This window comes from Pontibacter saemangeumensis (genome assembly GCF_039541895.1).
Classification (GTDB): Bacteria; Bacteroidota; Bacteroidia; order Cytophagales; family Hymenobacteraceae; genus Pontibacter; species Pontibacter saemangeumensis.
Window position 1 is genome coordinate 496,308 of sequence record NZ_BAABHC010000029.1, and the last position, 25,350, is coordinate 521,657.

14 protein-coding genes are annotated in these 25,350 nt (G+C 54.8%); 1 reads left to right on the plus strand and 13 read right to left on the minus strand.

What is annotated here, in order from left to right:
* Positions 1-59: 59 nt before the first annotated feature.
* The 8 genes from ABD920_RS20365 to ABD920_RS20400 form a co-directional block, all read right to left on the minus strand.
* Entirely contained in the window at positions 60-2,627 is a 2,568-nt protein-coding gene (locus tag ABD920_RS20365) for a family 20 glycosylhydrolase (RefSeq protein ID WP_345161716.1), read from the minus strand.
* A 152-nt stretch (positions 2,628-2,779) separates the two neighbouring features.
* On the minus strand, positions 2,780-3,946 hold the full coding sequence (locus ABD920_RS20370; RefSeq protein ID WP_345161718.1) for a sialidase family protein: 1,167 nt from the start codon (positions 3,944-3,946) through the stop codon (positions 2,780-2,782).
* Between the two features lie 176 nt (positions 3,947-4,122).
* Positions 4,123-5,310 (minus strand): AGE family epimerase/isomerase, encoded by a 1,188-nt coding sequence (locus ABD920_RS20375; protein ID WP_345161719.1) that lies wholly within the window; start codon positions 5,308-5,310, stop codon positions 4,123-4,125.
* A 14-nt stretch (positions 5,311-5,324) separates the two neighbouring features.
* Entirely contained in the window at positions 5,325-7,412 is a 2,088-nt protein-coding gene (locus tag ABD920_RS20380) for a GDSL-type esterase/lipase family protein (protein WP_345161721.1), read from the minus strand.
* A gap of 410 nt (positions 7,413-7,822) precedes the next feature.
* The gene (locus ABD920_RS20385; RefSeq protein ID WP_345161723.1) at positions 7,823-10,513 is read right to left on the minus strand and encodes a sodium:solute symporter family protein; all 2,691 of its coding nucleotides are present in this window, start codon (positions 10,511-10,513) and stop codon (positions 7,823-7,825) included.
* Positions 10,514-10,525: 12 nt separating this feature from the next.
* A complete protein-coding gene (locus ABD920_RS20390) occupies positions 10,526-11,467 on the minus strand; it encodes a dihydrodipicolinate synthase family protein (RefSeq protein WP_345161725.1) in 942 nt (313 codons plus the stop codon).
* Between the two features lie 103 nt (positions 11,468-11,570).
* Entirely contained in the window at positions 11,571-13,103 is a 1,533-nt protein-coding gene (gene nanU / locus ABD920_RS20395; protein WP_345161727.1) for a SusD family outer membrane lipoprotein NanU, read from the minus strand.
* Positions 13,104-13,125: 22 nt separating this feature from the next.
* Positions 13,126-16,431, minus strand: coding sequence for a SusC/RagA family TonB-linked outer membrane protein (locus ABD920_RS20400; RefSeq protein ID WP_345161729.1), 3,306 nt, complete (start codon positions 16,429-16,431; stop codon positions 13,126-13,128).
* Positions 16,432-16,595: 164 nt separating this feature from the next.
* On the opposite strand from ABD920_RS20400, the gene ABD920_RS20405 reads away from it, so the two are divergent.
* Positions 16,596-17,297, plus strand: a complete 702-nt coding sequence (locus tag ABD920_RS20405) for a FadR/GntR family transcriptional regulator (RefSeq protein WP_345161731.1) — start codon at positions 16,596-16,598, stop codon at positions 17,295-17,297.
* A 542-nt stretch (positions 17,298-17,839) separates the two neighbouring features.
* Here the strand turns inward: ABD920_RS20405 and ABD920_RS20410 are convergent.
* The 5 genes from ABD920_RS20410 to ABD920_RS20430 form a co-directional block, all read right to left on the minus strand.
* Positions 17,840-18,856: a glycoside hydrolase family 43 protein gene (locus ABD920_RS20410; RefSeq protein WP_345161733.1), complete on the minus strand. Its 1,017-nt coding sequence runs from the start codon at positions 18,854-18,856 to the stop codon at positions 17,840-17,842.
* Between the two features lie 293 nt (positions 18,857-19,149).
* Complete coding sequence (locus ABD920_RS20415) at positions 19,150-21,633, minus strand: glutaminase family protein (RefSeq protein WP_345161735.1); 2,484 nt, start codon at positions 21,631-21,633, stop codon at positions 19,150-19,152.
* Positions 21,634-21,680: 47 nt separating this feature from the next.
* Positions 21,681-22,550 carry a phosphoenolpyruvate hydrolase family protein gene (locus ABD920_RS20420; RefSeq protein ID WP_345161737.1) on the minus strand — a complete coding sequence of 290 codons (870 nt, stop codon included), beginning with the start codon at positions 22,548-22,550 and terminating at the stop codon, positions 21,681-21,683.
* Positions 22,551-22,616: 66 nt separating this feature from the next.
* Positions 22,617-23,858 (minus strand): Tm-1-like ATP-binding domain-containing protein, encoded by a 1,242-nt coding sequence (locus tag ABD920_RS20425; protein ID WP_345161739.1) that lies wholly within the window; start codon positions 23,856-23,858, stop codon positions 22,617-22,619.
* 561 nt (positions 23,859-24,419) lie between these two features.
* Positions 24,420-25,334, minus strand: coding sequence for a poly(ethylene terephthalate) hydrolase family protein (locus tag ABD920_RS20430; protein ID WP_345161741.1), 915 nt, complete (start codon positions 25,332-25,334; stop codon positions 24,420-24,422).
* Between the last annotated feature and the right edge of the window lie 16 nt (positions 25,335-25,350).

The window sequence follows — 25,350 nt, forward strand, 5'->3', positions numbered from 1 at the left end:
TCCAGGGATTTGGTATGGGTCTTATTCCAACAGCGAAAGTAAATCACCATTTGGGGTACTTAAAACCCGGGAGCACTAACCGGCACAAACGTGAACATCCACTTCACCGGGTTGTGCCAGTCCCTTCCCTTGAAGCTACCGATTGGAAGCTTCACCAACACCGTGTTCCAGCCTTTTTTTACAGGCGCAGTTAAGGGTGCTCTGAATTCATAGCTTTCATCAACAAGCGGAATCTCCGGGTTGCCCTGCTGCCCTGCCCGCTTCCATACGGGTGGCGCGATGGCCTCGCCGTTCAGGTATATGGCGCTGCCCTTGTTGTCCCAGGTTCCTTTGGCGGGCGTGTCGGAGTTCTGGGAGCGGGAAAGGTTCTGGAAGCCAATCCAGAAATGGCCTGTGGTATCCACATCGCTCCAGAATTGGGTAGTGGCATACCAGGTGGTGTTTTCCTCCGTTTTCTCCAGTACACCTGTCACCAGCGGATGCCAGAAATGGCGCAGCACCACGGTGCCACCCACTGCCTCAGCCGCAGACTTCTTCCCATTGAAGAATTTCTTCTCCGGGGCAAAGGAAGCCGAGAGTTTCCCTTTATTTTGATATGGCCCGTACAGCTTCCATTTCATCACTGCCTGCGCCGCATAGGGGAAAGGCTTGTCTTCAAAATATAATTCCTGGTGATCCAGCAGCCGGTTCTCAAACTCCAGGAACTCCTGCAGCCGGTCTGTCTGGTCAGCCTGGATGTTGGTGATCCAGCCCAGGTGGCCGCCGCCTTTCCAGCTGCGCTCGGCAAAGGCCAGCATCCCTGGGTAAACCGGGTTCATTTGCAGCACGTCCTCCTGCTTCAGTACGTTGCGGTCGTGCCACACGCAGAGGGTGCCGCCTAACACAGTATTGTCTCCTGCCTCTCTGTCGCCGATCTGGCGGCTGAAAATGGTGGTCACGGCCTCCAGCGGGTCCATGTGGTTGATGTACAGGTGGCGGGAATCTATATAGGTATAGTCGGGGTTGGTGGGGCCGTCCCGCATCCACAGCTGGCGTATGGTGGCTTTATCCAGGTTGCCGCCCGGCTCCCAACCGATGGTCTTTTTGCCCCTCTCGTGCAGCCACTGCGTGACCTGGGGCAGAAAATTATTGTTAGTGATCTCCACCTCATCGCCTCCTATATGCACGTAGGGCACGTCGTAGGTGTCGCTGAAATCATTCAGGATGTTCTTTAATATCGCCAGCCCCTGCTCGCTCTGCATATCCACGCCCATGACCCGCGTGAAAGCGGCGCTGTGGCCCGGCATGTCGATTTCAGGCACGAAGGTAATGTGGCGGTCTTTGCAGTACCGGATCAGCTCCTGCATCTCGGCCACGGTGTAGTAGGCGCCTTTGTTGCGCGTCATGTGCTCCGGTGCGGTCAGTTGCGGGTAGCGGGGCACCTCCAGCCGCCAGGCAATGTCCTCGGTCAGGTGGAAGTGGAAAATGTTGAGTTTATACCGCGCCATCACGTCTATCTGCTCCTTCAGCATCTCCATCGACTGATAATTCCTGCCCACATCCACCATATAGCCCCTCCAACTGAAGGCCGGCCAGTCGCGCACTTCGCAGCCGGGTATATAGGCCGCGTCGCGCATAAGCTGGCGGAGCGTCTGTATGCCATTGAAGATGCCGTGCGGCGTGTTGGCTTTGATCGCCACCCTGTCTTTGTTCACCGACAACGTATAGGCCTCTTCTGCAAGGCGGGGCGCCGCCGTTTTCTCCAGCGCTAAGGCTATATATAGTTCGTTTGGGGCGGCCCTGTCTTTTATTTGCAGCCGCAGCCCCTTTTCCGCGAGAATGGCATGTAACCGCTCTGCCTCCGCTTTCAGCGCCGGGTCCCGCACCACGATTGTTTTACTCCTATAAAGCGGGAATGCCGCTTCTTTCCATTGCAGTTGCTGGGGCGCAGGGATAACGGAGGGCTTTTGCTGCAGGTCATACACCTCGTCATAGATCAGGTGCTTCCAGAAAGCGTAGCCGTCGCCGTTCAGGTGGAGGCCATCGTTGGTGTACCGGGCATCGAGCCTGCCAGTGTTGTCTGAGAAAGGCGTATGAAGGTCGAGGTATATATAGCTATGTTTGGAGGCGTCTGCCTGAAGCTGCGCGTTTACTTTCCTGATGAGCTCCCTTTTGCTGGTATGGCCGCCAAATTTTTGAAAGCGCTCGTTCACCGGCAGAATGCTCTGTATATATAGCTGGGTGGCCGGCGTCTTCTCTTTCAGGTAATCTGCTATCCAACGCATGTTTTTCAGCAGGCTGTCTGCCGATACGTTCTGGGCCAGGTCGTTGGTGCCGATCAGCAGAAACACCTTGGCCGGCTTCCGCAGCGCCACTTCTTCGAGTCGATGCAGCACCCCGGCAGAGTTGTCGCCGCTGATGCCCCGGTTCTTCATCCTGCCGTCGGCAAACAGCTCGCTCCACTCCCCGCCGTCGCTGATGCTGTTGCCCAGGAAAATGATATCTCCCTGGGTCTGTGGCAGGCTCTCAAACAGGGTTGCCCGCTGGTGGTAGTAGGTGGAGAACAAACTGTCCGCCAGTTGCACAGGCTTTACCTGCGCTGCCGCGGTACTGATAAGGAAAAAAAGTAGAAGCGTGAGTCTTTTCATATGAGGCAAGGCCAATCAGATAAGGCCAATCATATATAGCCTGGTGAAATAGCGAGCTATATATCTGCTGTATATATCAGCTGTAATCACATTAAAAATAAATTTTCACATACTGCGGTCATCTCCAGGAAAACACCCCAGCTATTTCATCACTACTTCCACTTCACCACCTGGAATACGATCTGCTGGTAGCCGTCTTTCTCATATAGCACCCCTACCTCCTTGTTCCCTAATTTTACGAGGTCGGAGTAAGCGGCGTAGTCCTTCGCCTCGTTTTGGCTTTTGGCGATGACGTGCTGCTCCGGCCATGTTTTGCCCTCGTCGTAGCTGATGCGCAGGGTCAGGTTGTCGCGGCGCCGGGTGTCGGCGGCGTTGCTGAAAGCGAGGATAGCCTTGCCTTTCTTCTCGCCGATGGTGAGGATGCTTCCCTGGTTCACCGGGTCGGGCAGTTGCTGGTCGAAGTAGGTGGTGTCCCAGGTGGCGCCTCCGTCGCTGCTGAGGGCCACGATGCGGGCGCGCACATCGCCCTGTTGGTTGCGGATGTTCATCATCAATTTACCATCTGTCAGTTCGGTGGCCATCGACTCGTTGCCGCCGGATTCCGGCACCGTCTCGCTGATTTTGAATGTTTTCCCGTGGTCGTCGGTGTAGAAGCCGTGGGCAAAATAGTCCTCTGCCGTTTGCTTCGCTTCGCCCTCGGAATGGTTGGCGGCTATATATAGCCTGCCCTTGTACTTTCCTTTCGCAAACTGCATGGCGTGGCCGGGGGTGTTGGCATAGGCGCGCCAGTCTTCTTTGAAGGTGTAGGCAGGATTAGCTTTCGGCATGTTCGGGCGGTGTACCTGCGCTGTGATGTTTACCGGCTCCGACCAGGTTTGACCGTTATCGGTGGAGGTGATATACCACACTTCCCGAAGCCCTTTGCCGCTGCGCACCTCATGCTCGTGGGCGTTGCCCGTGTTGTAGAAAAGGAAAACTCTGCCCTTTGGATAAGCCGGGTCTGTCAAATCCACCACAGGGGCGGCGTTGCCCGCCTGGAGGGTATCGTAATCCACCACGGTCTGCAGTTCCGACCAGGTTTTGCCTTTGTCCGAGCTGCGCTTCATCACGATGTTCACATCCCCGAAGTCGGCCGCGCCGTGTACCCTGCCCTCTGCAAAGGCCAGCAGGTCGCCGCCGGGGAGGGCAATAATGGCGGGTATGCGGTAGGACTTGTGTCCCCCTTCCCCGGAAACAAAAACAGGAACATCCGTTGACTGCGCCTGCGTAAATAGCGCGGAAAGAATAAAAGTAAAAGCCAGAACTGCTCGAATCATCATGGTGGTAAGGTTATGGGTAATGCTTGGTTTATATATAGGTAATCGTGTTTCAAGTAAAAGGACACAAGTATCAGGTATCAAGACACAAGACTTTTTTTATCATATCTCTCTTGTTCCTAATAGCTTATTATATATAGTACTTTAATGGGTGGCGCAAATTAATTTCGTTGGGGTACTTATATCTGTCGGAAAGCCTCCAGCGCCTGCCAGCAGTACCACTCCTGGCGCGGCAAATGGAATGGCCCTTTGAACAGGTTGCCTTTGATGGTGGACGACAGGCGGCCATCGCGGTGGAGGTAGCCGAACCACTCGCCATTTTCCTTGTCGTGGAAGTTGCCGTAGGCGTAGTCGTGTACCTGCCGGTGCCAGTCGGCGTACTTCTGGTTGCCCGTCATCAGGTAGGCCAGCAGCGTGGCGATGATGGCCTCGTTCTGGGGCCACCAGAACTTCATGTCGTGCCAGTATTCCTGCACCGGCTTGCCATATACATCCCGGAAGTACAGGATGCCGCCGTGCTCTTTGTCCCAGCCGCGCTCCCACATATAGTCGAGCATCCGACAGCCAAGGTCAATCAGCTTAGGGTCGTTGTTGCGGTGTTTTGCCTCGTGCAGGATAAACCAGGCGCCTTCGATGGCGTGGCCGGGGTTCAGCGTCCGGCCGTCGAAATGGTCGATGATGCTCCCGTCGGGCGCTACCTGCTCCATCACACAACAAATGTCATTCTTCACAAAATCGCGTTCAATTTCGGCTATCCATTTTGCTATCCATTCTTCGCAGCGCTCATCACCAATGGTGTCGCGCAGCTGCTGGGCGGTGTTGAGCATAATCATCGGTACGCCGATGCCTTTGGCCGGACGCGTGCCGGAGAATTTGGGTTCGAGCAGGCCGGGCGTGGTGGCGTATTCGATGCACTTGCCAAACAGCCGCCTCGCTTCATTCGCTATTTCCTCGTCGCCGCTGGCTTTGGCGTAGGCGGCAAAGGCAATCACGGCAAAGGTTTCGGAGAAGAAGTAGCGGCGCTTGCGGATGGGTTTTCCACTGCGCGTCATGTGGAAAAACATGCGTCCGTCTTCGTCAAAGCAATGCTTGCGCAGGAAGTCGATGCCTGTTTTGGCCCCTTCCAGCCACTCCGGCTTTTGCTCCACGGTGTTATATAGGGTGGAGAGCAGCCAGGCAAAACGGCCCTGTATCCATACGGCTTTGTCATCGTCCAGCAGGCTGCCGTCGGCATCGCGCATCAGCAGGTAACCGCCATATTCCCTGTCGATGGAGCGTGGAAACCAGAAGGGAATGGTGTCTTCCAGCAGCTGCTTTTTGTAGAAGGCTTTGTAGTGGTTTACCGTAGAAGTATATATGGATGCCATATCAGGAGGTAAGGTTATTTAGCTGTGATGGTAAAGCTTGTAAAGGTAGAGGCCGGGAAACCGGCTTTGTTTACCAGATTGGCAGTTGTATAGGGTTGCCAGCCGTAACGCACATATTTCGGCTCGGGCACCTTGTCCGAAGAGACAATCACTTTACCGCCCCGAATTTCAGCCTTTGCTTTTTTAAAGACCAGGTCGTTACCTGCCACTTCGAAGCCGCGCAAAGACTTTCCGTCGCTGGTATGCAGCCCCTTATCGAACCGAAAAGTGCAGATGGCCTTGTTGCCTGAAAATTCCACGTCCTGAAACAAAGGGCTGCTGTAAGGCACGCGCATATGGTAAGTTTTGGCCAGCGCCCAGGCCGCCAGCCGCTCGCCCACCTGCTTTTTCTGCGTCGGGTGCACGTTGGTAGAATCCCCAACATCACTGCTGACGGCCATACCTATATTGCTTATCTGTGATAGCATCCGACGCTGACTATCGCGGAAGTGCGGCCAGCTGGGGCGGTTTATACTGGAGAGCTGCACGTAGTAAAACGGAAAATCGTAGCCCCACTTTTCGCGCCAGCTGCTCACCAGCGTTTTGAACAGCGTTTCGTGCAGCTCAATGTTGTGGGCGTTGCTTTCGCCCTGGTACCAGATAACGCCCTTAATGGGAAAATCCGTGAGCGGCGCAATTCCGGCGTCGTAGTTATAGGCGGGTTGGTAGGGATGGCGTTGTTTGGCAGATGCCGCGTTTTCGAGGTTCTTGTCGGTTCGCTCCCGCACCCAGGGCATTAGGAAATCGGAGGTGCGCCAGTTGGGCAGCATGGTCACCAGTTGCGGGTGGTGCTCCAGGGTATAGCGGTCAATCCACGACTCGGTGCCGGAGCCGCCCACAGCCACTTCAATCAGCCCGATGGGCACGCCGAGTTGCTCCTGCTGCTCGTTCCCAAAATAGTAGGCTACCGCTGAAAAATCTTTCGCTGCCACCGAATCGCTGCGCTGCCAGGCGCCTGAGAAATAATTAAGTTGGTTTACTTTCTTTAAGGTGATGGAATCCCAGGCGAAATTTCCGGTTTCGACGAGCGGCTTCATGTGCAGCAAACGGATGGAGGCAGCCTGCTGCGCTTCCCGCATCTCCGCGCTGGTATGCACCGCATCCCGCAACGGAAACGCCATGTTCGACTGCCCCGCGCACAGCCACACTTCGCCCACCAGCACATCGCTGATGCTTATACTTGTATCCGCCGTCGCTATGTTCAACTCATATGGGCCGCCCGCTTTCTGCGCCGGAAGCATTGCTTTCCATTTCCCGTCCGCACCGGCGGTTGCTTTTTGCTTTTCGTTTCCGAACATAACCGTTACCTCTTCCCCGGCATTGGCCAGGCCATATATGGGAACGGGCATTTTCTGTTGCAGCACCATATGGTCGGCAAACACGGGGGCCGGTTGCAGGCCGCCGTAATCGCCTGTAATAGCGGAATAAACCGTGGAGGCGATTATGGACGCGCCTATTCTGGTAGGGTGCAGCTCATCCGGAAACAAATCAGGGCGGCGGGAAAGCGGCGTGTGTAAATCAATCAGACCGGTATCTTTGGTTTCGGCGATAAGCGGAATGAGCGCTTGTATCTGCCAGAACCACTCCCGCGTGCCGGACTGAAACCGCGGGTGGCCGGAGAAGATGGGCGTCAGGCGGCATATATAAATGCGAACGTCAGGATTAGCGGTGCGCAGCGTATCAATCAGGCTGTAGTAGTCGCCTACGAACTCGTCGCGGTAATTGGGCCAGTTGCGCGGGTCGGTGTCGTTCAGACCGAGGTGGATGACGGCGATATCGGGCGCATAAGCAAGCGCGTCTTTGTATTGCTGCGTCTGGGTATATGGCCTGTGCCCTTTTTCCAGCAGCGTCGCGCCGCTCAGGCCAAAATTAGCGACGTCATACCTGTCACCCAGCAACTCCTGCAGCTGGGCCGGGTAAGCATATTTTTCCCGGTCCGCGATACCGGAGCCATAAGTGACGGAGTTGCCGATAGCGGCCACCTTCAGCTTCGCCGGATGCTGGCTTGAGAAACCAGGCATGGAAAGCAAACAGGTAATCAGAATCAGTAAAACTCTTGTCATGCTAAGTAAATAGACACAAGTATCGCGTATCAAGACACAAGATTTTTCATATTACACTTTACTTATTTTCAATAGCTTGTGAAATAAATCGCTCTAATGGATAAGTCAATTAAATTTTTCCGGGTACTTAAGATAACTTTAAACACGCTCCTGAAAGACAGCTGTCATTTGCCGCTGTAGATGGATTGTGTGCCCACAATGACACTTGCGTGGCAGGGCCATTTGATTCCCGTTTCATCAGCGAAAGCAATGTATATATAGTGCGAGCGTCTTCGCTCGTATCTACTATTGCTGGGCCTCTGGCCCAGTGGAGTCGGAGACTCCACTGCATCCCAAGTCACGAATCTAAAGATTCGCGCCAGCACAGGTAGAAGGAAACGGCCATGCCTTGCGTGGGGCGTTCGGAAAATCTACCGGCTTACCTTTACACTGCCCGCACTTTCACGCTTCAAATCTTCTTCCCTGTATATGGTCAGATCATCTATCACTTTTTTCTGCCCCCCCGTCAGCAGGCTGAACAGGTAGCCGAACACCACGCAGGAAACCAGCCCGGTGAAGGCATATAGCAATAGGTTGATGTTGGTGTACTGGCTGATGTAGAACTGCACCAGGCCACTCAGCACAAGCCCCGTGATGGCCCCTTTCGCGTTGGCCTTTCGGGTGAAAATGCCTAGCACAAACAGGCCACCCAGGCCGCCGGTAAAAAGCCCCAGTATGGTGTTGAACTGGTCCCAGAGTGAGGAAATGCCCCACTGCGCCATCACCAGCGCCAGCGAGGTGCCCACCACGCCTATCACCAGGGTAAGGGCTTTGGCCGCGGTCAGATAGGTCCGCTCCCGCTTCGCCGGATAGAACCGCCTGTAGAAGTCCGTGATAAGGGCCGTGGTCACGGAGTTCATGCTGCTGCTAAGCGTGGACATGGCCGCCGCGAAGACAGCCGCAATCAGGAGGCCGGTGACACCTGCGGGCAGCTCCGTCACGATATACCACGGGAAAATCGCATCCTGACTCTGCAGCTGGAAATTTACTTTTTCGGGGTGCTCCTTAAAGAAAAGGTAGAGCAAGGTGCCGATCGTGAAGAAGATAAGCGCGGACGGCACGGCCATCCAGGCACCCAGGCGCATGCTCCTTTTCGCGGCGGCTTCATCTTTTGTGGTGATGTACCGCTGCACCACCGACTGATCGGCGCCGTAGGAAATCACGTTAATGGCCACGCCGCCCAGCAGCACTACCCACAGCGTGGGCTCGCTAAAGCTGAACGCGGTGTTGAGGATGTCCAGCTTGCCTTTTTCCTGAATCGTCTGCCAGATGGTACTTGCGTCGCCCTCCAACTGCAGCGGAATCAGGATGAGGCAGGCCAGCGCTCCGCCCAGCAGTATCACCACCTGCACCACGTCTGTCCAGATAACGGCCTCAATACCGCCCTTCATGGTATAAAAGATCGTGATTGCGCCCATCAGCACAATGCATAGGCTCACGTTGATGCCTGTTACAAGCGTCAGCGCCAGGCTTGGCAGCAGCAGCACAATCGCCACCCGCCCCAGTTGCAGCATGATATATAAAAGCGAGGCCATGGCCCGGGCTGTGTAGTTAAAGCGCTGCTCCAGGTACTCGTAGGCGGAGGTAATCTGCAGCCTGCGGTAAAAGGGTATAAAATAATTGGTGATGATCGGGATGACCATGACAATGGTGATTTGCAGAATGAAATAGTTCCAGTTGGTGGCGTAGGTCTTGGCCGGGATCGACATAAAGGTGATGGCGCTCAATTGCGTGCCATATATGCTCAGGCCCGCCGCCCAACTCGGGATGCGCTGCCCTCCCCGGAAGTAATCATCAGTGGTGTCCTGGTGCCGGGACGCCCACAGACCGATGCCGATCATCAGCCCCAGGTACAGCGCCACCACCAGGTAATCCAGCCAGGCAAAATAGTGTTTGGGTACCATGCTTCCCTTCAGCACCTCCACCGTGCGCACGCCGGGTTTTACCTCGCCGGAAGGTATCAGGATGTCATCTCCCCACCTGGCAACAAACGTGGTGACGTGCGAAGCAGGAAGCGTGCCTGCCTTCGACCAGGAATCGGTGACGGTGTTATAAAGGTAGATGTCTTTGCTGAAGCCCGTGTGCTCCGTCAACAGTTTCCGTTTCTCCGCCTGCAGTCGCTGCTTCTCGTCTTCGTCGGTGGCTTTGGCAATGGAGGCGTTCAATTGCTCTATCTGAGTGAAAACGTCGCCCTTGTCGCCGCCGAACACCAGGATGGAGTTGGCCCCTGTTGCCACGCCGGTCGCGGCAGAGAGCGACGTTTTGTTCCCCTCGCTGTCCGAAATGTCACTGAGTCGCCGCCAGGCGTTCTGCTTCGGGTCGAAGGCAAACGTGGAGCCATATAGCTGGCTGACGCCTGAAGTAGTTTGGGCCCGGCCGCCGATTATATATAAAGCAGGGTACTCGCCGTTAGATTGCACCACCGCCACCGCATGCGACAGCGCCACGGGCAGGCCCGGCAGTTTTTCCCAGCCCCTGGCAGGTGCCGAGATATCCAGGCGGTAAAGGCCATCGGTGACTTTGCCCGTGCTTTCGCCGCCCGCCACATAAACATGGTTACCGATGGCGGCGGCCGCGGCGTTGGTTAGCGGCAGCGGCAACTGAGGCAGTTGTTCCACGGTTACTTCTTTATTAACCGGGTCCCAGCGCAGCAGTTGCACCGTGCGCTGGATGCCCTGCTCATTCTCGCCCCCAATGGTTACAATGCCCTTGTCTGTGGGCACGCTGGCGCTGTACGCCAGCGGCTGCGGCAGCCGAAAGGTTTTGTCGTGCCAGCTATATGTCCCCTCATCGTCTTTCAGCAAAACAAAAATATCCTGCCAGTACTGCTTTCTCCCTCCCTCCCAAGGCATACCGTCCGGGAAGTTAGCGCCGCCGGCAACCAGCAGCGCGCCGTTGTGTACCCCGCCCAGCGCACCGGCCAGGCCTGGTTGCACCGCCTGACCGGGGGCGGCAGGCAGCGTGGCCACCACAGACCAATCGATGCTGTTCGGCTTTAGCTCCTGGGCCTTGCCAGTGGCCACGGCGCAGAGAAAAAGGAATATGGACAGGATATGTTTCATTGGACTACTGTGTTAAGCGGGTTTTAATTCAGACGAGCGGGAACAGAAGTCACGAAAGCCCAGGGCGGCAACCTCTTCTTTAAAGGATTGGAAAAGCGCCGGGCTCATGTTACGGACCGGCAAGCGGAACTCGCCACAGTCTACCCCGACCAGTTTCATATAGGCTTTGCCAGTGGCGATGCCGCCATATTCCCCTAACAGGCGAATCATATCGATGGCCTTTTGCTGCAGGTTGCGCGCCTTCTCCATATCGCCTTGTTGGTAGGCCTGTATGAGGGCCGTGTACAGCGGCGCGGCGTAGTTGTAGGTGCTGCCCACCCCGCCTTTTGCGCCGAGCACCAGCGCCGACAGCAGATTTTCGTCCCGTCCCCACAGCATATCGTACCTGCCCTCCCCAAAATGGAGGCACGACAGGAAGTCCATGAAGTCTTCGTGCGTGTACTTGACACCGGCGAAGTTGGGAATTTTGCCGTCCACCTCCGCCAGCAGGTCTAGCATCGGAAAGCCGACACCCGTCAGCACCGGGATGTGGTAGTAGTAAAAAGGCATCTCCGGCACGGCGTCCGCCACGGCCTTGCAGCACGCGGCCAGCACCTGCACGCTGGCAGGCTTGAAGTACGACGGGGCCGTAAAGGAAACCGCGTGCAGGTTGATGCTTTGCGCGTGCTGCGCCAGTTCGATGGCATCCTGCAGGCAGGTGCCGCCCACCAGCAGCATCACCGCAAAATCGTTATCGTGCGCGGTGGCCGCCGCCCAGGCCTCCGCCACTTTCTTCTTCTCGGCAGTCGTCAGCGACACCCCTTCCCCGGTGGAGCCGCATATAAAGGCGCCTGTGTTGCCGTTGGCCTTCAGCAGGCTGTAGTAAGCCGGTATCACCTCCAGGTGCAGCGTGCCGTCCGGGTGCATGGGGGTAAAGGGAGCCGCGATAAGCCCCTGCAAGTGTTCAAATCTCATGTGAAGTATTGAAAATGAATCTTAAGTTAACTTATATCTGGAAAAGAACGGGCGGAGCAAGCACCTATATGGCCCGCTCCTGCCCGTTGCCTATATAGTAGCGTTAGAACTTCTGGTAGCCCGGATTCTGCTCCAGGGCCCTGTTGTCGGTCAGGGAGCCCCTGTCGATGGGCCAGAGAAGTTTATAGGCTTCGTCCTCCGTAAGGGTGGTGTGCTCATATACGAAGTTGTCGCCCATCCTCCTCAAATCATACCACCGCTTCCCTTCAAAGATGAACTCCAGGAAGCGCTCGCGCAAAATTGCCTCCTTCGGGTCAGCGTCAATTGGCTGGTTCGGGAAGCCGTGCACCGCGGCGTCATAGTTCTCCCCGAAGGCTCTTTGCCTGACGGCGTTGTTCTCAGCGGAGGGGTCTTCACCCAATATAAGCTTGGCCTCAGCCAGCAGCAGAAGTAAATCGGCGTAGCGGTAGATGGGGTAATCGTTGGTGTACTGCCTGGAGCCGGCACTCTGCTCCCCTTCAAACTTTTTCACGAAAGCCCCGGCTATCTGGTAGGTGTCGCCCACCTTTTCGTATGCCGGCTGGATAGTAGCCCACTTGCGGCTGTCCAGGTCATTAAACTCCCGGAAGGTGGACACTTGCACCGGCGCGCGCAGCAAACCGCCCCAGTTTTCTGTCGCTACCGTAAACTGCCTGTTCTCCAGCGAGTCGTAGAAGTTCGTGATGAGGCCAGTCTGGGGCACAAAAGATATGATGCTTTGGGTGGCTTCGTTTAGCCCATACCGGCTGGCGAAGATGATTTCGTTATTCCCCTTGTTGCCTGCCGCAAACACATCCGCGTAATCGGGGAGCAATGCCAAAGCAGGCACATTGGCCTGAATGTCTGTCAGGGCGTTTTTAGCGACAAGCGCATCTGCCGCGCCGCCCCCTCTGTAGCTGGTCCATAAATACACCTCTGCCTTCAGCATCTGGGTGGCCGCCTTCGACCAGAAGGACTTACTCTGTCTGAAAGAGTAGTCTTCGCCGAAACTTGTATTGGAGCTGTCAATATCCGCCTTTATCAGGTTCATCACCTCTTCCTGGCTGGAAGCAGGCTTGGCCAGGTTGGCAATGTCCACGCCGGTAGTAGGCTCCGTCTGGATGACCACATCACCCCAGGTCCGAAGCATATGAAAATAATAGTACGCCCGCATGCCGTGGGCGATGCCCAGATAATAGTCCTCGGTGGCGGGGGCCACGACATCGGTTGTCTTTAATTTGCTTATCAGCAGGTTGAGCTGCGCGATGTTCCCATAAAACCCGCCGAACCCGCTGATGCCGGGGTTATTGGGGTCGAGCGACTGCAGCCACAGGCGCTCGAGGCCCTGGGTGGCCTCGCCAGTGAACGAGGCACTGGAGCCGGGCTCCAACCCGAATATATCGGCGCGCAGCTCCCCGAGCGTCCGGAAGGCGGCATTGTGCTCCCGGAACCTGGCGTGGATGCCCGTTACAAAGGCGTCCACCTGGTCGGGGCTTTTCCAGAAGTTGGCGTCGCTGATAGAGCTTACCGGCGCAACATCGAGCTTATCGGAACAGGAGCTGATCAGCAGCATCATGGCTCCAATGAAAGTTATGCAGTATGTTATCTTATTTTTCATGGTAATCAGCAGTTATATAGCCTTAAAAAGTAACCTGAACTCCTAACACAGCCGAGCGTGGCGTCGGGTAAGTGCCCAGATAGACACCCGAGATGCTGCCGCCACCGCCAACGGGAGGCTCCGGAGTTGGGCCGGAGAACTCAGTGATATAAAACAGGTTGCCGAAGGTGGTGTAAATCCTGGCCTGCGACAGCACCTTTGTTTTGGAAACCAGGCTGGCCGGCACATCATACGACAGGGTGATCTCGCGCAGGGCCAGGTAGTCGCCTTTCTCATAAAAGCGCGAGTTGTTGCCGTTTAGCACAGCACCGGCGTTATTCACTCGGGTGTAGTTCTGCTTAGAGCCCCGCACCTGGTCGGCAAAGTACACCTTCGGGATGTCCGTATCGATGTTATCCGGCGACCAGGCCTCTTCTATCAGGTCGATGTAATTGAAGGTTCCCTGGTAATTGCCGAGGGTTCTGGCCACCAGGTCGTTATATATGGTGTGGCCCAGCGCAAACTCGAAACGGCTGTAGAGCGAGAAGCCTTTGAAGGACATGTTGGCAGAGAAACCGCCTGTCCACTTCGGGGTGGTGTTGCCTATATATACCTGGTCCCTGGTGTCGATGGTGTCGTTCTGATCCACGTCCAGCCAGTTCACGTCGCCGGGCGTGATGCGTCCGTCAGGTCCGGCCGGAAGGCCCGGACCTGTGATCCGGGCGATGGCGTCGTAGCGGTTGCTGGCAACTTGCTCCACTTCGGCCTCGTCTTTGAAAACAGAAACTTGTTTGAAGGCATAAATCTCGCCCAGCGTGCGGCCCTCCTGCAGGCCGCCTACCCACACCACCTGCCCGGAAGCCGGGTCATATACCTGAAAACCGCCCTGCCGGTTGTTCTCGTTGCCGTTGAAAGGCAGCTTCAGGATCTTGTTCTCGACAAAGGAGGCATTGGCCCCCAGCGACAGGTTCAAACCTTCATCTGAACTGAGCACTACCGCGTTGGCCGTGAATTCGTAGCCTTTGTTCTGGAAAGTGCCAAGGTTGGTCCTGAACGTGCCATACCCTATATAGCCCGGCAAGTCCAGATTGGTCAGCAAATCGCTGGTTCTCCGGTCGAAGTAATCGAACAGGAGTGAGATTCTGTTGTCAAGGAAGCCCAGGTCAAGGCCTATATCGGTTGTTTTGCTCTTCTCCCACCGCAGCCCCGGATTCGTGAACGCCGTGTTGAGGAAGCCCGCGTTGCCGTTGTAGTTTGTCTGAAGCCCGTACACGCCCTGCACCTCATAACGGCCCAGGCCCGCCACGTTGCCGTTTACACCGTAGCTGATGCGCGGCTTAAAAGTGGATATATACTTGTCCAGCCCAGCGTCCTGGAAGAAGGCCTCCCGGTGTATGTTCCATCCGGCAGACATACCGGGGAAAACACCTACCCTGTTCTCTTCCGCCAGACTGGAAACGGCATCCTGGCGCAGCACCGCCGTAAAGAGGTAGCGCTGGTCGTAGTCGTAGCTCAGCCTTCCGAAGGCGGATAGGATGCGGTAATCTGACGCATTGCTGGTATTGCCACCCGGAGAAAAGGTAGTGGAGGCGTTTGCAGTAGGGATATCATCTGTCGGCGCGTTCTGACCGAGCACCCGCATAAAGTACGAGTTGGTACCGAAGTACTCGGCCCCGACCATGGCATCCAGGTTGTGGTTTTGTCCGAACGTTTTCGTGTAGTTCAGGATACCGTTGTACTGCTGCTGGAAAGCTCTGTCGAAACTGCTGGAAGAGGTCCGGCTGGTGTTACTGGTTGGGTTTTCGGCAAATATATTAGCATATGTCTGGGTGGCCCGCTGAAAAGACCGGTTCATGTTCTCGAACAGGTATGCGTTGCCCGTGCCCTTAAAATACAGGCCCGGCAGCAAATCCCATCTCACGGACGCGTTCGCCACGATCCGGTTCACTTCGTCGTTTACGTCCCGCTTCCCCAGCCAGTACAGTGGGTTGCCGTCGCTGGCCCCGTTGCCGGGGTTGGGCAGTGTTCTGGCCTCATCCAGCCAGGGATTAAACGTGGGCCAGATGGCCAGGTTCCTATAGAGAGTGTTCACCTCGCCCCCTACCGTGCCAATCTGAGACGAGGTGGAGAGGGTAACGCCGGTGCCGACCTCCAGATTCGGCTTCACTTTATAAGACCCGTTCATATCCAGACTATACCGTTTATAGCCCGAGCCCACAATCACGCCGTCCTCATCGTAGTAGTCGAAGCTGGCAAAGTACTTCCCTTTGTCGTTGCCGCCCATCACATTCACATAGTGCTCCTTTGTATAGGTGTCCCTGAACACGATGTCCTCGATCTCCCCGCCATGGTCTTTGAAGAGGATGGAGTCGGCGGTGGGGTTGTAGGGGTCGGCTACCGCCTCCCAGCCCTGCGCCAGCAGGCCCCGGCTTTCGGCGTCCAGTTTGCGGATGTCGAAGCTGGCCAGGTTAGCCGGATCCGTCAGCAAGCCAAGTCCTCTGGAGGAATTTACCTGGGCCGGGGTTCTGCCGGCATTCAGGTAGCCCAGCCTGGTATAATGGATATAATCCCTTGCGCCCAGGGAGTTGTACCCTTCCCTTCGCTGGTTATATCCGCCGGTAAACTTATAGGATACCTGCGCCTTGCCTGCCTTCCCCTGCTTGGTAGTAACCAGTATGACGCCGTTGTTAGCCCGCGCGCCATATATGGCCGTAGAGGCGGCGTCTTTCAGGATCTCCACGGAGGCAATATTGTCTGCCGGCACGTCATTCAGCGACCGGATGACGCCATCCACAATCACAAGCGGCGCCCCGGGACTGTTTATAGAAGCCCCGCCCCGCAGGAGGATAGACGGTGCCGCCCCCGGCTGGCCGCTGCTGTTCACCACCCGCACGCCGGGCACGGTGCCCTGCAAGGCGGTAGCCACGTTTGCGCGGGGGGCGCTGGCCAGCACCTCTTCATCCAGTTTTGCGACTGAGTTTGTCAGCGTTTCGCGGCTCTGTGTGCCGTAGCCCACCACCACCACCTCTTCCAGCTTTGCCGTGGCGGGCTGCAGGGATATGATAAGCTCCTCCCCGGCTGCCGGCACTGGCACCTCCTGCGGCTGAAAGCCCAGGTAACGGGCCACCAGCACATCGCCTGGCGCTGCGGCCACGGTGAATTTCCCCTCCACATCCGTCTGGGCTCCCCGGCTGGTCCCCTTCACGTTGATGCTGACGCCAATCAGGGCTTGGCCATCCCCGGAGGAGACGACACGCCCGCTGATGGTTGGCGCCTGTGCGGCGAGAGAAGAACTGGCGAGCAGGCTCAGGCTCATGAATAATAGCGTGAGTAAACGTTTGAGTCCCATGAGTTTAATATTTAGTTGTATTAAGTATGACATAATAAAAGTAGAAGCTTCTTTTCTTAATTCAAAGTCTTTTTTAATTTATTTAAACAGTAAGTTTCAGCAGGAATGAATTATATTTAGCTGGAAAGTGTATTTTTACCGTGATTTAAATCATACATAATAATATGAAAGACTTGGTTAACACGATAAAGATGGTTGACACCACCTCGCTGGTGGACAAGGTTGAGATGAACCTGATAGACCTGTTGATACAGCGTAACCTGAAGGTGGGCGACGTCATTCCCAAAGAAGTGGAGTTGGCGGCTCATCTCGGCGTGAGCCGCACAGTGGTACGGGAGGCCTTGCAACGGCTGAAGATGATTGGCCTGATTGACTCCAAGAAACACAGGGGGTCTGTTATCACGAATCCTGACCTACTGGCATTACTGGAGAAAAGGCTGATTCCGCAGGTACTGGACAATGCCACGCTTCGGGAGGTGTTTGAACTGCGCCTTGTGCTGGAGGTGGGGATGGCGGACTTTATCATGGAGAAAGTCACGCAGCAGGATATAGAGGAGCTAAAGGAGATTGTAGCCAGCGAACCTGACCTGTCAGCAACCCACACTTTCCAGATAGAGCACGAGATAAAGTTTCACGGAAAGCTGTACGAGATCACCGGCAACGACACCCTGAAGAAATTCCAGCGGATGCTGCTACCGGTTTTTGATTACGTGCACAGCAGCGGCATCCTTAAGAAGGAAGTGGTGCTCAAGAAGTATGTCTCCCACAAAGGCCTGGTGGATATCATTGAGAACGGCTCGCCTGAGATGCTGCGGAACGGGATGCGCAATCACCTGGAAAACCACTTCGCAAGGATCTTTAACTGATTGAACCGACGTTATATTCCTCACGGGCACAGTGAGTCACTGTGCCCGGAGCTACGTGCTTTAAACAACTGAGGCAGAGCACAGACTATATACTTTCAGACGAACCGGCTCAAGCGCCCTGCTGAGTGTGTTTCAACAGCCGCCTCGCCGTGCTTGGTTACAAAGCCGCGAAAGCCTTGCTCTAACGCGGGCTGAATTATCATCACCTGAAGGGATGTAAGTAAGTGTTCGGTATTGCGGCCGGCAAAAGAGAGGGAATCTATGTTGCTTCGCTTCTTTAGGGCTCAGTATACCAAGTCGCCTGAAACCTCTTCCATATATGTATATGGGCTCATCCTTTTGAATTAAAGAGGCGACCAATTTTACTGTATCTATGGAAGGGGTATGTAGGATCTGGTATCATACCGCTATTAACTTCATGCTGCGCACGAAACAGTTCAACAGAACCTGCCACTCGGCCACCCTTTGGTACGGACAGTTTGAACGAGGTTACAGGAGGCAGATGCTATTTGGAAGAGATCCCCCGCACATCCCTTTAGCTTCTAAAACTTAACTTTCGGATAGAAAAAGGTGTCAGGATCAACTATAAGCCTGTGTGCTTCTCCCTCTTTATTTTCTGAGAACCTGGCTTTCACAATCGCGGTCTTCCTTGGCCCCACCGTCGCGTCTGACTGATGCGTGTGGAATACATAAAACATATCTCCTTTTCCATCCCTCACAAAGTCGCCGTGCCCCGTGCCACTTACCCCTATCATCTTTGAGTTGATGATCGGGTTAGACTTTTGTTTTACCCATGGCCCCAGCGGGCTTCGGCTGAGGGCGTATCCCACGGCATAGTCCGGGTTGCGGAAATCGTTTGCTGAGTAGGTCATGTAGTACAGGCCGTTGTGCTTGAGCACGGTGGGGCCTTCTGCCACCGGCCATTCTGCATTTGCGGTATTCTCCCAAGGCGCTTCGGCAGCAATAACTTCCCGAAGTGTTTCTTCCTTTATCCCGGAGAAGTCATCTTTCATCTCCGCCACATATATCCTGTTCCCGTCCTTCAAACGCACATGATATAAATACTTCTTCCCGTCCTCATCCACAAAAACAAAGGGATCGATTTGCTTTACAGGGGCAGCCAAAGGCTCTTTCACCTGCTGTGTGAACGGCCCGAGCGGGCTGTTGCTCTCCGCTATCGCAATGTTTTCGTTGGCCGTGTAGGCCATATAAAACTTTCCCTGATGATAGAATACCTGCGGCGCCCAAAAACCTTTTGTCCCGTAAACATCCCCTTTCCTCAAAGCAAAGCCACCGTTTGCACCTTTGCGTCCTTCCCAGGATTTCAGGTTTTTTGATATATAAACCTCAAACCCCTGATCGGCATTGCCTTCCACGGTACCATACAGGTAGTAAGTGCCCTCGTGGTAAAACACGGTCGGGTCAGCCAGATTGATCATGCTTTCCGTTGTTGCATTCTGCGCCTGCAAAGTAGAGGTGCAGCAGCATATCCACAGCGCTAACAGGGTATAACAGATACTGACTTTCCTAAACTTCAGGATACGGTTTTCTAATGACATGATTTCTTAGAGATTAAAACAGGCCTGGTTACAGGAAAAGCCGTCATACAAGACGCCCGCTGGCAAGGTTTCTGTTTTGCAATGCCTCGCTTACGAGCTCATATATACATGGCAGGAGAAAACGGACACAGCCGCTGGCTTTAGTTCTGGCTGCCGGTCAGGTCTTTTATCAGTTCTACTTCCTCCCGGCTGTAAGGTGTTCCGTCTGCTCTGAAGATATCGTGGAACCATACCTGAAGCAGGCGTCTCTGCACTATACTATTTAATGGAGAGACGCCTGCTTGAAGCTACCGCTACCGGCCGCTGGTTTTTCCCTTCTCGTTTAGCTTGTATTCCAGCAGCTTGATAAAGTAGCCGCCGACCACCGAGCGCGCCCTGAAGTTCATCACCTCTGCATCGGTTGTCTCGTGCCAGTCGCTGATGGGCACCCTGTCCGGGGTTTCGTTGGCGTATTTCCACATGGGCTGCACCAGGGCTTTGAAATCAGCTTCGTTGTCAGCCAGGGTCGCCGTCCAGAGCACCCAGTCTGATTTGGTGTAGGTCTTCCGGCTGTCCAGAGGCAAACCATATCTCTCCTGCTTGGTCAGGTAGAACCTGATTTCCTTTTCCCGGACAGAATTCGGGAAAATGTTGTAGCCTAATATCTTATCCCAGACCAGGTTATACTTCTGGCTCCAGGTGCCTTCGTTCTCAAAGGCCAGGGTATAATGGTCGCCGTCATCTGCCAACTGCATCCACTTTTGTGCCATGTCTTTTGCCAGCGTTATATATTCCCGTTCCACATCTTTCTTGCCCAGCATGCCGGCCAGCTTGCCATAGGAGGCGAGGCCGAGTATAGCCTTCACGGAAAGGTTCGCATTTCTGGCCAGGTGGCCTGCAAAGTCGTCGGTAGATAATTGGTTGGCCGGGTCAAAGCCGCTCTCCCGCAGGTACTCGGCCCAGGTGGTGAGTGTTTGCCAATGCTCTTTTGCGTAATTGGCGTTCCCTTCCACTTTCGCAATAGCCCCGGTCAATATCAGCATGTTGCCCGACTCCTCCACCGGCATGTCCTCGCCGTAGGTCTGCCCGTTGGCGATGGGGTACGTGCCCAGGTCATGCGCGGCAAAAGGCTTCTTCCAATTGCCGCTTTCGCTGTAGTGGAAAATACCATTCAGCATCCCTTTCAGCAAGTCTGGGTTATATATCAGAAACAAGGGTGCTGACGGGTAAGTCACGTCCACGGTATTGATGGAGCCGTTGCTGAAGTTCTCCTTTGAGAGGAAGAGGATCTCTCCCTGCGGGCTTTTTACTAAGGTATGCGCGGCTATGGCCTGGCGGTAGGCGAGTTCGCATAACTCTGCATAGGCCTTGCCGCCGGCAGCCAGGGCATCCTGGTACAGTTGCTTGTCAAAAGCCTGACATTGCGCTATTACCTTCGCATAGTCCGAAGCAGCCGCTGCCAATGCTTGCTCCATCGTTTGACCGGCTTCCTGTTTCCACCAGGGCTTCAGGTTTTGGTTGAAATACTGCACGGAATTCAACTCGTCGTACCCCAACATCACGTACTGCTCTTTTGCCTTGCTGCCTACTTTGCCGAGGGGCACAATGGTATTCAGCACCAGGCTGTTCCCCTGCATTGCCTCGTTTGCGGGTGGGCTAACGTTCGTTGCGAACGGCACCAGGGCATCGGCGGTAGTGGACATATACTGCGTTGGCTTGGCCGACTGTGGAGCGGCCACATACATATATCCCCAGTCGATGCGTACGTTGTCGCCTTTCTTCTGCAGCACGGGCTGCTCTTTAGTACCCGCTTTCAGGACAGACAGCTTACCGGAAGTGTATTCCTCAGCAACGACCGGTTGCTCGGGAGCGTTAACCGCAATATCGGTGGAAGTGCCGAGGTAAAACAGCACCTCATGTGTGGCCTTGTCGTTAGCTTCTGCCTTCACAGCAATATAGGAAACCGGCCTTGCCAGCAGGTCCAGGTTTTGCATCAGCAGCGGAGAGGTAAACGTAGCAGTAACATCTACGGGGCCGCATTTGAGCTTATATATCGTCTGTGTGGCATTCAGTTCTACACTTACCTGCTCTGCCGGATATATGGCTGCCTTATTTTCAGGTGCCTCCTCCGCTACCAGCCCAACGTCCAGCCACGAGCCGCCAGCCGTGTTTGCCACATGGATCGCCAGCACATTCTCTCCCTTTCTTAGCTTCCGTGAGGCGCCATTAAGCGGGATGTACTGAAACCTTTCTGTCCAGCCCTGGTGCTGGTAAATCTCCTCCCCGTTCAGGTAAACCTCCACATTATCGTCGTGGTTAAGCTTCAGGTACAGGTTGTCAAAACCTGCCTCGCCTACCGTAAAGGTTCTCCTTGCCCATATATCGTCACTGCGCCACGTTGTCTTCACAGGCCCCTTGTCGTGCCCGATGGGCGCAGCGCCGGATTTCCAGTTGCTGTCGTTAAACTGCGGGGTCATCCAGCCTGCCGCCGGTGCGGTCTCGGTATAGCTAAATTTATATGCCTCTTCATCAGACGCTGCCACCACCGTTTTGTAGGACTTTGTTTCGTCGCCCAGAATGCGGTAGACCTTGCCGTCGACCTTTACCATGCCTATCAGCGAATGGTCGGTGCCGGTCCAGTGCTTGGTGTTGGAGGCGCTTAAGGTATCCCCGAACGACCAGATACTCAGATAGGGATTATGCGTAATGAGCGGGTAAGCGGGAGCCCGCAGGTCCTGTGCCACCAGCACGGAAACATGGAGCACCCACAGTAAAAGCAGGATAAACTTCTTTTTCATCTATTGTAAAATCAACCTTTTGTAAAATCAAACTTTATAATTTGCACTTACGGATTGCTGGGTAAGGTGAGGGATTTGAATTGCCTGGTCAGATCAGTCAGGGATTTTTCCACGCCCATGCGCTCCAGCGATGAGGCACCCACAAAGCCCTGGGCTCCCGTACTATCCAGAATCACCCGCACATCATCCGGCGTGTTGATGGGTCCGCCATGGGCCAGGAAGAAGATGTCTGAGTTCACTTCCCTGCCAGCCGCGATGATATTGTTGGTACGCTCAATGGCTTCGTCCATGGAGCAGGTGGCACCCACCACGCCGATGGAACCGCCCACGGTTGTGCCGACGTGTGCAATAATAGCGTCGGCCCCCACCTCGGCCATCTGCCGGGCCTCCTCCGGTGTGGCCACATACACGATGGTGAACAGATCCATCCTGCTGGCCAGCCCGATCATCTCCACCTCCTTGGCAAAGCCCATCCCCGTCTCTTCCAGGACCGCCCGGAAATGGCCATCCACAATGGAATGCGTGGGAAAGTTGTTGACGCCCGAGAAGCCCATTTCCTTCACCTTCAGCAAATGGTGCCACATCCGGCGACGCGGGTCAGAGCCGTGTACGCCGCAGATAACAGGCACTTCTTCCACCACCGGCAGCACCTCGAACTCGCCGATCTCCATGGCCACCGCGTTGGCATCTCCATATGCCATCAGGCCCGCCGTAGAGCCATGCCCCGCCATCCGGAAACGGCCTGAGTTATATATGATAATCAGGTCAGCGCCGCCCTTCTCGATAAACTTGGCGCTGATACCGGTACCGGCGCCGGCTGCGATAATGGCTTTCTGCTGGTCTATGGTAAGCTGTAAACGGTCTCTGACTTCCTGTTTGGTATAGGGGTTTCCTTTACCGGTCCATGGATTTGGCATAGCTATGCTTTTTGAGTTATGAATGATATAAAGTCAAACTTACTAAATTCAGTAAACAGATGTTTCTCATTGCTGCTGCCTGGCTTTGCTCTTTGCTACCAGGTCTAACAACACCTTCACCGCTGTCCCGGCAAATGCCTTGTCGTTGATATGGGCATCCACCTCCATCACCGGCACCTGCTCGTCGGTGTGTTCTTTTATGGCATCGAATAAAACCTGGTCGATATCGGGACGGTGAAACACCCCGCCAACTGCATCAACCTGTGATATTCCTCTTAATGGCAGCAAGACGGCGGCGGCAGTGGATCGGCTTACCTTCCGGGCCAGTTCTTCGCCCAAGAGGCGGTTTTCGGCTTCATTAGTCCGCATCAGTGTAACATCCGGTGCCCAGCTATAGAGCTGGCGCGACTTGTACTGCTCCGGCACTGTATCCGGCTGGGCAAAGTTGACCATGTCCAGGCACCCCGGCACCACGACCTGTGGGATGCCCATCTCCGCCGCCGCACTGAGCCGGTCGGGGCCGGCGCTGCAAATGCCGCCACACAGTTCATCAGCCAGTTCGGTCGTGGTGATATCCAAAACAGCATCAAAGCATCCTTCGCGGATCAAGGCCTCCATGGTGCGGCCTCCCACGCCGGTGGCATGGAAAGCAAGCACCTCATATCCCTGTTTTTCCAATAACGCAGTGCAATGCTTGACGCAGGACGTGGTGTTGCCAAACATGCTGATGGCAATACTGCCGGCACGGACCGCATCTTCGGTCGGTTGCACGTTAGCCATCGCACATATAGCCGCTGCCGCCTGTGCTATCAAAAGTCTGCTGATGCTGTTGAGGCCCGCCACATCCACTACCGAGGGCATGAGGGTAATGTCCTTGTTGCCCACCTGCCGGGACAGATCTTTGGCGGCGATGGTGGACAGACAAAGTTTGGGGATTCCCAACGGAATGGATTGCATCGCCGAAAGCGCAATATAGGTACCTCCGCCCCCGCCCATGCCAATAGCCCCCTTTATCCGCCCTTCCGCCACCAGTCGGGCAACAACCAGGGCGGCCCCCTTCCCCATTACTTGCACCGCATGCCCCCGGTCTGCCGCTTCTCTTAAACCGCTGATGGAAAAGCCTGCTTCCTTTGCCAACAGGTCCGCTTCTATATCTACCGGGTAATTTTCCGTCGTACCCATCACACCGGTATTGACCGCTAACACCGCTTCTCCCTGCGCAAGCAGGCACTGGCGGAGAAAAGAAAAGACCTCTCCCTTTGTGTCGAAACAGCCGAGCATTAGGATGGATTTGTGAGTGGCGGACATTTGATTAGGCGTTTAGTGGTGAATCGGCTCAGCCTGCCGTTAGTAAGCTGGTGACGAGCAGTCTTGGATAGGGGTTCTCCGTTATTCAAGCTTTTGTAAAGCCATTTTTTTAATTTAAAAATTCCTTCCACAATCCGGTAGGTTCTTTAAAATCCGGCCCCTGCTGGAGTATATGAAACAATGCCTGGCTACTCCTCTTCCTTCTGCCACATCGGCACAGGTGCTCTGCATTGTTTACCGGGCTGAGGAGCATGCCGCATGCTCCCCTTATAAACCCCTGCAGCGCCTATTTCTCATCAGGTGCTGTAGTTTTTTTCAGTAACGCTGTATTAATCATACTTAACATATCTGCACCGGCAGGCGGCGCAGTGTCCGCTCAGACAGAAGGGAACTGCCATATGAAGTCCTGACTTGAGTACTATTTCCCTCAGCAGATAAATGAGGTGATATATGAAGGCACAGTTAAACAAGTGCCTCGCCCTGAAATCAATGGAGAGCGCCCATTACCTGAGCCCAAGCATACTTCACATCATCGGGTTTCGGAGAGCCAGGTTTTTCCCGTTAAGGCATGTTCTTTTTCTCAACGCTCCAATTGGGATTCTTTGAAAGACCTGCAGGTTCGCCTGTAAATAGCTTGCCTGCCGCTTTCTCGCCTTTCAGTTGCCATTTGTACCAGGCGGTGGCCACTTTTGCAAATTCGCCGCCATGCGGCTGGCTGTAAGTCTTGCCATGCCCCACGTCCATATTGGCCATGAAAACCGGCACATGGTTTATTCGCTCGTAATCATCCATGCCATTGGCGTAGGCTATGTCCTTTTCGCCTCCCAGCATATATAGGGTTGGCGAATGGATTTCCTTAAGGTTTTCTTTCGTCAGGTTCGGCATGCCACTTCTGCCGTTTCCGGGGGTAATAAAAATGCCACTGTTGCAAACCACCAAGGTGCTTACACGTGGGTCGGAGGCCACCTCAAGCGTTTGCAGGCCCCCGCAGGACATGCCGCTCACGGCTACTTTGGTTACATCGATTTTATTGTAATAAGGGCTTTTCTTGTCTTTATTCTGAGCAACGGCCCAGTTGATGGCATCCAGTAGCTGGGAAGAGGTTGATTTCCCGTTTCCCTTTTCTCCTTCCTGTGGCATGGGGCCGATAGCGACCACTAAAAAACCATGAGAAGAAACCTCAGATAAAAAGTTCACATGTTCCCAGGGAGAATTGGCACAAGCACCGTTACCCCAGGCAATAATGGGCAGTTTGTTCTTTTTACCAAAAGCACCCAGGTCTTCCGGGCGGAAGACGGTATGCGTGGGTAATGTGCTTTCGGTGAGCATAATGGCGCTATAGGGGCCGGTCCCGCCGTCTTCCACCACTCTTGTCTCAGTTTGAACGGAGGTAGATGGCCGCTGTGCATAGCCAGGGCTAAAAGCGCTTAGCAGAGTGAGGGATAGGAAAGCAGAGAGTAAAATTCTATTCGTCATATATAGTTTGATTATG

What these genes read in the sequence shown, in the direction of transcription:
- ABD920_RS20365 (WP_345161716.1), bottom strand. Translation starts at nt 2,627, where the DNA reads ATGAAAAGACTCACGCTTCTACTTTTTTTCCTTATCAGTACCGCGGCA.
- ABD920_RS20370 (WP_345161718.1), bottom strand. Translation starts at nt 3,946, where the DNA reads ATGATGATTCGAGCAGTTCTGGCTTTTACTTTTATTCTTTCCGCGCTA.
- ABD920_RS20375 (WP_345161719.1), bottom strand. Translation starts at nt 5,310, where the DNA reads ATGGCATCCATATATACTTCTACGGTAAACCACTACAAAGCCTTCTAC.
- ABD920_RS20380 (WP_345161721.1), bottom strand. Translation starts at nt 7,412, where the DNA reads ATGACAAGAGTTTTACTGATTCTGATTACCTGTTTGCTTTCCATGCCT.
- ABD920_RS20385 (WP_345161723.1), bottom strand. Translation starts at nt 10,513, where the DNA reads ATGAAACATATCCTGTCCATATTCCTTTTTCTCTGCGCCGTGGCCACT.
- ABD920_RS20390 (WP_345161725.1), bottom strand. Translation starts at nt 11,467, where the DNA reads ATGAGATTTGAACACTTGCAGGGGCTTATCGCGGCTCCCTTTACCCCC.
- nanU (WP_345161727.1), bottom strand. Translation starts at nt 13,103, where the DNA reads ATGAAAAATAAGATAACATACTGCATAACTTTCATTGGAGCCATGATG.
- ABD920_RS20400 (WP_345161729.1), bottom strand. Translation starts at nt 16,431, where the DNA reads ATGGGACTCAAACGTTTACTCACGCTATTATTCATGAGCCTGAGCCTG.
- ABD920_RS20405 (WP_345161731.1), top strand. Translation starts at nt 16,596, where the DNA reads ATGAAAGACTTGGTTAACACGATAAAGATGGTTGACACCACCTCGCTG.
- ABD920_RS20410 (WP_345161733.1), bottom strand. Translation starts at nt 18,856, where the DNA reads ATGTCATTAGAAAACCGTATCCTGAAGTTTAGGAAAGTCAGTATCTGT.
- ABD920_RS20415 (WP_345161735.1), bottom strand. Translation starts at nt 21,633, where the DNA reads ATGAAAAAGAAGTTTATCCTGCTTTTACTGTGGGTGCTCCATGTTTCC.
- ABD920_RS20420 (WP_345161737.1), bottom strand. Translation starts at nt 22,550, where the DNA reads ATGCCAAATCCATGGACCGGTAAAGGAAACCCCTATACCAAACAGGAA.
- ABD920_RS20425 (WP_345161739.1), bottom strand. Translation starts at nt 23,858, where the DNA reads ATGTCCGCCACTCACAAATCCATCCTAATGCTCGGCTGTTTCGACACA.
- ABD920_RS20430 (WP_345161741.1), bottom strand. Translation starts at nt 25,334, where the DNA reads ATGACGAATAGAATTTTACTCTCTGCTTTCCTATCCCTCACTCTGCTA.